The sequence below is a fragment of the Mesorhizobium sp. M7A.F.Ca.US.006.04.2.1 genome (assembly GCF_004022915.1).
Classification (GTDB): domain Bacteria; phylum Pseudomonadota; class Alphaproteobacteria; order Rhizobiales; family Rhizobiaceae; genus Mesorhizobium; species Mesorhizobium ciceri.
On the sequence record NZ_RZQA01000237.1, the window covers coordinates 1 to 7,668 of the forward strand.

Below are 7,668 nucleotides of genomic sequence, written 5' to 3' on the forward strand. Positions count from 1 at the left end.
CCTCAATCTATGCGCTGACAAAATACGCACAAGAACGCGCTGTGCTGATCTTCGGCGAAGCCTATGGCATCGATGCTGTCGCGTTGCGCCTGTTCAATGTCTTCGGCGCCGGCCAGGCATTGTCGAACCCCTATACCGGCGTGCTGGCCAACTTCGCTTCGCGTCTCGCCAACGGCCAACGGCCAATGATCTTCGAGGATGGCGAACAGAAGCGCGATTTCGTCCATGTGCATGACGTCGCCCGCGCCTTTCGCCTTGCACTGCAGCAACGCCAGGCAAAGGGTCATGTCATCAACATCGGCAGCGGCCGAGCCTACGCGATCAGCGAAGTCGCACGATTGCTGGCCGAGGCCATGGGGACACCGAACCGCTCGCCCGAACTGCTCGGCAAAGCGCGCTCCGGCGATATCCGCAACTGCTTCGCCGATATTTCCAAGGCCCGTGAGCTGCTCGGTTTCGAGCCGGTGCGGCAACTGGAGAATTCGCTCGGCGATTTCGTTTCCTGGGTGCGTAACACGTCCGCCGTCGACCGCGGCGCCGACATGAAACGCGAGCTCGAAGAACGCGGGCTGGTGTCATGAACACACGCAATCGACGCGACGCGCCGGTCGCCATCGTCGGCGGCAGCGGCTTCATAGGATCGAACCTCGCCGACAGCCTGTTGTCGGATGGCGAACCGGTGCTGGTGATCGACAATCTCAGCCGTCCGGGCGTCCAGCAGAACCTTGAATGGCTGGCACAAAAACACGCCAGTCGCCTCACGGTGGAGACCATCGACGTGCGGGACGCCAACGCCTTGGCGCCGGCTCTGACGGGTTCAAAGGCAATTTTCCATCTGGCCGCGCAAACCGCCGTCACCACAAGCCTGGTCCAGCCGGGCGAGGATTTCGACATCAACCTTCGCGGAACATTCAACGTACTGGAGGCGGCGCGACTGAGCGGTGAGCGTATTCCTGTTGTCTTCGCCAGCACCAACAAGGTCTATGGCAGCCTGCCCGACGTCGCGGTCCGCGAGGACGGCGACCGCTATGTGCCTTGCGACAGCGTCATCCAGGCGAACGGCATCGATGAGGCTCGGGGCCTGGACTTCTGCACGCCCTACGGTTGCTCCAAGGGCGCGGCGGACCAGTATGTGCTCGACTACGCCAAATCCTACGGCATGCCGACGGCGGTGCTGCGGATGAGCTGCATCTATGGACCGCGCCAGTTCGGAACCGAGGACCAGGGCTGGGTCGCGCACTTCCTGCTCAGCGCGCTGACGGGACGCCCCATCACCATTTACGGTGACGGCAGGCAAGTGCGCGATATCCTGCATGTTTCCGATGCCGTCGCCGCCTACAGGGCCGTACTCGACCACATCGAGACGACCAAAGGCCAGGCATTCAATCTTGGCGGCGGCCCGGAAAATGCGCTCAGCCTGCGCACGCTGTTGAGCGAGATCCGTGGCCTGACCGGCCATGAGCTTTCAATCCGCCATGATGGCGAACGCACCGGCGACCAGCCCTTCTTCGTCGCCGACACCCGCAAGATCAAAACCGCGCTTGGCTGGATGGCCCAGGTTTCATGGCGCGAAGGCGTCCGCGACCTAGCCGACTGGCTGCAGCGCCACCGGCTCGAGCCTCACCCCGAAGCCGTGAGGTACGTCGCATGAAAATCGCTCTGGTAAACCCATTCTGGACCTACGACGACAGCATCTATTTCGGCTGCCGCCAACCACATCTGCCGCTGGAACTCGGCTATTCGAAGGCCCTGCTCGAAGCCGCCGGACATGAGGTGCTGATGCTGGATGGTCAGTTGCAGAAGCTCGACAATTCCGGTCTTTGCGAGCGGGTGGCCGATTTCGCCCCGGCAATGACTGTCGTCAGTACCGCGCCGACCTATCTGTTCTGGCGCTGCGCACCGCCGGAATTGCGCGTGCCGGCCGATTTCCTCAACCTTCTCGCCGGGCGCGGTGGACGCACGGTCGCCGTCGGGCCGCACGGCTCGGCCACGCCGGCGCCAACCTTGCGCAAGCTCGGCGTCGACATCGTCGTGCGCGGCGAATGCGAAGAAGTCGTCGAGCAACTTGCCCGGCGCGACGATTGGAGCGCAGTGCCCTCAACCGCTTATCTGCGGGATGCCAGGGTGGTTTCGAACGGCGGCGTCCACGCCAGCTCGTTTGTCGATCATCCACCCCTCGAATGGCCTGCGGACTGGATCGCAGCCCATTCGCACCACCATCACAGGTTCGATGACAATCAGGTCGGGTTCGGCGCGGAAGTCGAGGCATCGCGCGGCTGTCCCTACAATTGCAGCTTCTGCGCCAAGATCGATTTCCGTGATGCCTATCGCCGTCGAAACCACGAAGCGGTGGTCGCGGAGATCGATCGGCTGATTGCCCAAGGTGTCGGCTACATCTACTTCATCGACGAAATCTTCCTGCCGCAAAAAGCGTTGCTGGAAGCCTTGGTCGATCGCAATGTGAAATTCGGCGTGCAGACCCGCATCGATCTGTGGAAGCCCGAGCTGCTGGAATTGCTGGGCGCCGCAGGCTGCGTCTCCATTGAAGCAGGGCTCGAAAGCCTGACGGTTGAAGGCCGGGCGATGCTGGCCAAGCGCTGCCGGCTGGGCACCGAGGAACTTGCCGCGCTGCTCGTCGATGCTAGACGTCACGTTCCATTCGTTCAAGCCAATCTGATCGGCGTGGTCGAGGATGATCCCGCCCTGGTCGAGCACTGGCGAACCCACCTGATCGACCACGGCGTATGGGCCAATGAACCTGTTCCGCTTTATCCGTATCCGAGTTCGCCCAGCTATCGCGAGCTTTGGGGCGAACCCGACGACCTTGCCTGGGAGCGCGCCCATGATCACTATCTCGCATCCTTCCAGAAATTCAGTGACATCCAGGAGAAGCGGCCCCGGCCGCTGGCGGAACTGGAGGCGACATGTTGCGAACACTGACGCCGCGCTCGCGGCGCATCCTGATGACCGTCGATGCCGTGGGCGGCGTATGGCGCTATGCGCTTGATCTGGCACGGGAACTTGTGAATGGCGGCGACAGTGTGGTGCTTGCCGGGCTCGGTCCCCAGCCGACGAGGCAGCAGGCTGCGGAGGCAGAGACTTTCACCACGCTGATCTGGTTGAACACGCCGCCGGATTGGATGACCCACAACGGCGGCGACCTGGATGCGCTACCGCTAGAATTGCTTGCGCCCATGCGCGACCACGCCATCGACCTAGTCCATTTCAACGCGCCGACGCAGGCGGCGGGATTCGATGCGCCGTGCCCAGCCGTGGCGGTCTCCCATTCCTGCGTGACGACATGGTTCCACGCCGTCAGGAAACAGGCAGTGGATGGCGCATGGGCCTGGCAGAAGGAGCGCAACAGGCGTGGCTTCAATCGGGCCGACGCAGTCATCGTGCCGAGCCGCAGCCACGCCGACATGCTTGAGACCTGCTACGGCCCGATCGCGCGTCTGAGTGTCGTCGGAAATAGTGCCAGTCCGGTGCCGAAGGCCGAAAAGCGCCAACCGCTCGTCTTCGCCGCTGCCCGCTGGTGGGACGAGGGGAAGAATGCGGCGGTGATCGACCAGGCCGCGTCGCTGACGCAATGGCCCGTCTTTGCCGCCGGTTCGATGCACGGTCCGAACGGCGGGCGTACCAGCTTCAGCTATGCTGTTCCTCTGGGAGCACTGCCGTCTCACGAGGTGCGGTCCTTGATGGCGCGCGCCGGCATTTTCGTGTCGCCGTCGATCTATGAGCCATTCGGTCTGGCCGCGCTGGAAGCTGCCATGTCGGCGACGCCCCTGGTGCTTTCCGACATCGCAACCTATCGCGAACTATGGGACGGGGCCGCGATGTTCTTTGACGCGCGCAATCCGCACGACCTCGCTGCCGGCCTCAATCGTCTTTCCAGCGATGCCGAACTCAGGCGAGAGCTCGGCCAGGCAGCGATGCGACGGAGCCGCCGGTTTACACTGGCCAGGCAAGCGGCAGCCATGCGAGGCGTCTACGACAAGGCGGCCCTGGCTATGGCGGGGCGTTGACCATGCGCTTTTTGTTCTACACCCACTCGGTCGTATCCGACTGGAACCACGGCAATGCCCATTTCCTGCGCGGTATCATGCGGGATCTGATCGCGCGCCAGCACCAGGCAGTCGCGCTGGAGCCGTCCGACGGCTGGAGCCGTTCGAACCTGTTGGCCGAGAAGGGATCCTTCGCCATCGAACGCTTCCGCAAGGATTTCCCAGAGTTGATGCCGGTGACCTACAATGCCGGGTTCGATCACGAGGCCTGGATCGCCGAGGCCGACGTTGTGATCGTTCATGAGTGGACGGATCCGGAGCTTGTCGCACGCATCGGCCGTGCCCGGGCCGCTGGCGGCAACTTCATCCTTCTGTTTCATGACACCCATCACCGGGCCATATCGGCGACCGAGGCAATCTCGGCGCTACGGTTGGAGCACTATGACGGCGTCCTCGCCTTTGGCGAGACCTTGCGCGAGAGCTATCTGCGCGCCGGCTGGGGCAAGCGCGTCTTCACCTGGCATGAAGCCGCGGACGATCGCCTGTTCAAGCCGCACCCAGAGATCCATCCCATGTCCGATCTGGTCTGGATTGGAAACTGGGGCGACGATGAGCGGACTGCCGAACTCAAGGAATTTCTGATCGAGCCAGTACACGATCTCGGTCTCGAGGCCACTGTTCACGGCGTACGCTACCCCAAGCCCGCACTTGCGGACCTGGCCGCCGCCGGACTGCGCTATGATGGATGGATCGCCAATGCCGATGTGCCGAAGGCGTTCGCCGCGCATCGTGTCACCGTTCACATCCCACGGCGCCCCTATCGTGAGGGATTGCCTGGAATTCCGACGATCCGGATGTTCGAGGCGCTCGCCTGCGGCATTCCGCTGATTTCAGCACCCTGGTCCGATGTCGAGCAGCTGTTCAGGCCCGGCGTCGACTTCCTGTTTGCGGAGAACGGCTCTCAGATGCGGCAACACTTGCGGGCGGTATTGGCCGATGCGGATTTCGCGGCTTCCCTGGTGACTTCGGGCCTCGAGACCATTCGCTCCCGGCATACCTGCCAGCACCGCGTTGACGAGCTGTTCCGCGTGCTCACGGCATGCACGACCGAACATACCATCAACAACACCACCGCAAAGGAAGCCGCCGCATGAAGATGGCATTCTACGGATCGAGTCTTTTGTCGTCCTACTGGAACGGTGCCGCGACTTACTATCGCGGGTTGCTGAAGGCGCTTTCCCAATTGGGCTACGAAATCACCTTCTATGAACCCGACGTCTACGACCGGCAGAAGAATCGCGACATCGAGGCGCCTGACTGGTGCACTGTCGTCGTTTATGAAGCGACCCAGCACGCGCTGATGCAGGTCGCGGCACGTGCCGCCAGCGCCGACATCGTCGTCAAGGCGAGTGGCGTCGGTTTCGAGGACGAGGCGCTGCTGCGTGTCGTTCTCGACCACGCCCGCAGCGACGCGCTGGTGGTATTCTGGGACGTGGACGCTCCGGCAACCCTTGCCCAGTTGCGCGACGAACCGGACCATCCGCTCCATAGCGCCCTGCAAGAAATCGACCTTGTGCTGACCTATGGCGGCGGCGACCCCGTCGTATGGGCCTACCGTGCCATGGGGGCGAACGAATGCGTGCCGATCTACAATGCGCTCGATCCCCAAACACATTATCCGGTCACCAGCAATGCGCGTTTCGCTTGCGATCTGGCGTTCCTTGGCAACAGGCTGCCGGATCGTGAGGCACGGGTCGAAGCGTTTTTCCTCGATCCCGCATGCCAGCTGCCGAAACAGCGTTTTCTGCTCGGTGGATCGGGCTGGGGGGACAAGCCGCTTCCCGCCAATGTCGGCTGGCTCGGTCACGTCGGCACCCGCGATCACAATGCCTTCAACGTCACACCCAAGGCGGTTCTGAACATCAGCCGCGACAGCATGGCCGTAAACGGTTTTTCACCGGCCACGCGTGTCTTCGAGGCGGCCGGCGCCGGCGCCTGCCTCATCACCGATGCGTGGCTGGGCGTGGAACTGTTCCTGAAGCCAGGCGAGGAGATCCTGGTGGCGCGCGACGGCGGCGATGTCGCCGAGATCATGTGCTCGCTGACCTCCAGTCGGGCAAAGGCAATCGGCCAGGCCGCACTTTGCCGCGTGCTGGCCGATCACACCTACGCGTTGCGGGCGGACGTGGCCGATGCAGTCTTCAAACGTCACTTCGAGCAGGGGACCGTGGAGGCAGCGGAATGACCAAGCAATTGGACATAGTCTTTCTTGGCCTGTCGCTGTCCTCGTCCTGGGGAAACGGCCACGCCACGACGTTTCGAGGCCTGCTGAAAGGTCTGCACGAACTCGGCCACCGCGTGACCTTTCTGGAGCGCGAGGTGCCGTGGTACGCAAACCACCGCGATCTGCGCGATCCGGATTTCTGCGCCTTGCGCTACTACGAAACCACCGCGGAGTTACAACGCGACTACGCCCGGTGCCTGGAGCAGGCCGACATCGTCGTCATCGGCTCGTTCGTGCCGGAAGGGCGCGTGGTCATCGACATCGTCGCTTCACTTTGCAAAGGGCGCTTCTGCTTTTACGACATCGACACGCCGGTGACCGTGGCGCAGCTTTCAGCCGACGATTGCGATTATCTGAGCTGGCGGCAGATTCCTTACTTCGACGTCTACTTCTCGTTCACCGGCGGGCCGATGCTTGGCCGTCTGGTGGAGGACTTCGGCGCGCGCCGCGCCGAACCGCTCTACTGCTCGGTCGACCCGGAACGGCACCACCGGACCGGCGATCCGATCCGCTGGGATCTCGGCTATCTCGGCACCTACAGTGCCGACCGGCAGGCAACGCTGAACGCGCTGCTGCTCGAGCCCGCACGGCATATGCGGGACCGGCGTTTCGTCGTGGCCGGTTCGCAATACCCATCCGACATCATCTGGCCGGACAATGTCGAACGTATCGAACATCTGCCGCCCGCCGATCATGCCGCGTTCTACAACCGTCAGCGCTACACGCTGAACGTCACACGCAGTTCCATGATCGCCGCGGGATGGTCGCCCAGTGTGCGCCTGTTCGAAGCGGCTGCTTGCGGCACGCCCATCATCAGCGATCGCTGGCCAGGGCTCGACAGCTTCTTTCCTGCATCGGCGATCCACACCGCCGGGGAAACGGACGATGTCGTCGAGATCCTGTTCGGCGAGTCCGAGCGCACACGCCTCGCCATGGCCCGCCGGGCCCGCGAACGCGTCCTCGCATCCCACACCGGTGCGGCCAGGGCCCGCGAATTCGTGGCGGCGTTGACACAGCCAAGGGCGGCGGCCCTCGATTTCGACATCGGAAGCGCAGCATGACCAGCAGACAGGAGAAAACGGCGATGCGACAAACACGAAACGCGCGAAGGGCAAAGGCAGTGCTTGTTGCCGGCGGTGCGGGATTCCTCGGTTCGCATCTTTGCGAAGCATTGCTCCGCAACGGCTGGCGCGTGATCTGCGCCGACAATTTTCTGACTGGGCGCATGGAGAACATCATCTCGATCATGGACCATCCGGGTTTCCGGTTGATCGAGCAGGATATCTGCCGGCCATTGGATCTCGGCGAGCCCGTGGAGCGTATCTTCAACCTGGCATGCGCTGCCTCGCCGCCGCGTTACCAGGCCGACCCTATCCACAC

8 protein-coding genes are annotated in these 7,668 nt (G+C 63.1%); all 8 read left to right on the top strand.

Annotated features, from left to right (window positions below; genetic code table 11):
* The coding region (locus EN925_RS14800; protein WP_128336651.1) for an NAD-dependent epimerase/dehydratase family protein at positions 1-581 on the top strand (581 nt) is incomplete at its 5' end.
* Positions 578-1,651 carry an NAD-dependent epimerase/dehydratase family protein gene (locus tag EN925_RS14805; protein ID WP_024502366.1) on the top strand — a complete coding sequence of 358 codons (1,074 nt, stop codon included), beginning with the start codon at positions 578-580 and terminating at the stop codon, positions 1,649-1,651. The genes EN925_RS14800 and EN925_RS14805, both read left to right, overlap by 4 nt.
* On the top strand, positions 1,648-2,940 hold the full coding sequence (locus EN925_RS14810; RefSeq protein WP_127384532.1) for a TIGR04295 family B12-binding domain-containing radical SAM protein: 1,293 nt from the start codon (positions 1,648-1,650) through the stop codon (positions 2,938-2,940). Before EN925_RS14805 ends, EN925_RS14810 begins: the two co-directional genes overlap by 4 nt.
* Positions 2,925-4,025, top strand: a complete 1,101-nt coding sequence (locus EN925_RS14815) for a glycosyltransferase family 4 protein (protein WP_127370016.1) — start codon at positions 2,925-2,927, stop codon at positions 4,023-4,025. The genes EN925_RS14810 and EN925_RS14815 overlap by 16 nt, the downstream gene beginning before the upstream one ends.
* Before the next feature lie 2 nt (positions 4,026-4,027).
* Positions 4,028-5,158 carry a glycosyltransferase gene (locus tag EN925_RS14820; RefSeq protein ID WP_127370015.1) on the top strand — a complete coding sequence of 377 codons (1,131 nt, stop codon included), beginning with the start codon at positions 4,028-4,030 and terminating at the stop codon, positions 5,156-5,158.
* Positions 5,155-6,249 (top strand): glycosyltransferase, encoded by a 1,095-nt coding sequence (locus EN925_RS14825; protein ID WP_127384533.1) that lies wholly within the window; start codon positions 5,155-5,157, stop codon positions 6,247-6,249. Before EN925_RS14820 ends, EN925_RS14825 begins: the two co-directional genes overlap by 4 nt.
* Complete coding sequence (locus EN925_RS14830) at positions 6,246-7,349, top strand: glycosyltransferase (protein ID WP_024502362.1); 1,104 nt, start codon at positions 6,246-6,248, stop codon at positions 7,347-7,349. The genes EN925_RS14825 and EN925_RS14830 overlap by 4 nt, the downstream gene beginning before the upstream one ends.
* 23 nt (positions 7,350-7,372) lie before the next feature.
* Positions 7,373-7,668, top strand: a 296-nt coding sequence (locus tag EN925_RS14835; protein WP_128336653.1) for an NAD-dependent epimerase/dehydratase family protein, incomplete at its 3' end; no start/stop codon positions are given.

What these genes read in the sequence shown, in the direction of transcription:
- EN925_RS14810 (WP_127384532.1), top strand. Translation starts at nt 1,648, where the DNA reads ATGAAAATCGCTCTGGTAAACCCATTCTGGACCTACGACGACAGCATC.
- EN925_RS14825 (WP_127384533.1), top strand. Translation starts at nt 5,155, where the DNA reads ATGAAGATGGCATTCTACGGATCGAGTCTTTTGTCGTCCTACTGGAAC.
- EN925_RS14830 (WP_024502362.1), top strand. Translation starts at nt 6,246, where the DNA reads ATGACCAAGCAATTGGACATAGTCTTTCTTGGCCTGTCGCTGTCCTCG.
- EN925_RS14815 (WP_127370016.1), top strand. Translation starts at nt 2,925, where the DNA reads ATGTTGCGAACACTGACGCCGCGCTCGCGGCGCATCCTGATGACCGTC.
- EN925_RS14805 (WP_024502366.1), top strand. Translation starts at nt 578, where the DNA reads ATGAACACACGCAATCGACGCGACGCGCCGGTCGCCATCGTCGGCGGC.
- EN925_RS14820 (WP_127370015.1), top strand. Translation starts at nt 4,028, where the DNA reads ATGCGCTTTTTGTTCTACACCCACTCGGTCGTATCCGACTGGAACCAC.